Consider the following 1,250-nt stretch of genomic DNA (forward strand, 5'->3'; position numbering starts at 1 on the left):
TCAGCGGTCAGGCTGGAGTTTGTGATGGTCAGAACAGCGTTCTGAACCTCGGTTTTGCCAGTGAGGTCGGTCTTGTTGACGGAGAGCTTAACAGCCTCGTCGATGACCTCGATCTCAGACTTGCTAACTTCGCCGTTGGTTACGGTGAAGTCGAAGGTGCTCTCATTGATGACATAGCCATCAGGTGCGATGGTCTCGGTCAGCGTGTAGCTGCCCTCAGCCAGTCCAGTAACGAAGGTCTTGGTCGTGCCGGTTGTGAATGTGATCGTGGTTTTGCCGTTCTTGGTCTCAACGGTATAATCGGAACCCTCAGTGAGGTTCTTGCCGTCGCGGGTCAGAACGACATTCGATGTGTCGGCAGTTGTCTCGATCTTGAGCGTCGCGCCCTCGATCTCGTCGCCGCCAGCCATCTCGGTCTTGCTTACGCTTACGGTGCCGAACTTGCGGAGTGCGTCACAGATGGTGAGAGTGTCGCTGTCGAAGACTGCGTAACCCTCGGTTGCGTCGCTTGCAAACTTGTTCTTCGCGCCAGTAACCTTAACAACGTCGTTCTTGGTGTTGTCCACAACGAACGTTACCTCGGATGCAAGCACGTCGTACTTGTTGCCGTTAGCGTCGGTTATCGCCTTGTCGCCCTGGGTCTCGGTGAGAGTGTAAGTGCCGTTGAGCAGATACTTGATTTCTACTGCCGATTTTCCAGAAGTCCAAGTGATGCCGTCGCCGTTTGCGGTGAGCTTGACGCTTGCGTTAGCCGAAGCAATCTCAGCCCACTGGCTTTCAGTAAGGGATGCGTTGGTGATTGTCAGAACAGCGTTCTGAACCTCAGTCTTGCCCGTGAGATCGGTCTTGTTGACGGACAGCTTGACAGCCTCGTCAATGACCTCGATTGCGGACTTGGAAACCTCGCCCTTGTTGTTAACTGTGAAGTCGAAGGTACTTTCGTTGATGACGTATCCATCAGGTGCGATGGTTTCAGTCAAGGTGTAAGAGCCTTCTGCCAGACCAGTCACAAAGGTCTTGGTGCTTCCAGTTGTGAATGTGATGGTTGTTTTGCCGTTCTTCGTCTCGACGGTGTAGTCAGTACCCTCAGTGAGGTTCTTGCCGTCGCGGGTCAGAACAACATTCGATGTGTCGGCGGTGGTCTCGATTTTCAGGGTCGCGCCCTCGATCTCGTCGCCGCCTGCCATCTCGGTCTTGCTTACGCTTACGGTGCCGAACTTGCGAAGCGCGTCGCAGATGGTGAGAGTGTC

Annotated in this window: 1 protein-coding gene; it reads right to left on the bottom strand. The window is 54.2% G+C overall.

Annotated features, from left to right (window positions below; all coding sequences use genetic code 11):
• The coding region (locus BT142_RS18325; protein ID WP_278277582.1) for a SpaA isopeptide-forming pilin-related protein at positions 1-1,250 on the bottom strand (1,250 nt) is incomplete at both ends.

It is taken from the genome of Ruminococcus sp. YE71 (assembly GCF_900119155.1).
Taxonomy (GTDB): Bacteria; Bacillota; Clostridia; order Oscillospirales; family Ruminococcaceae; genus YE71.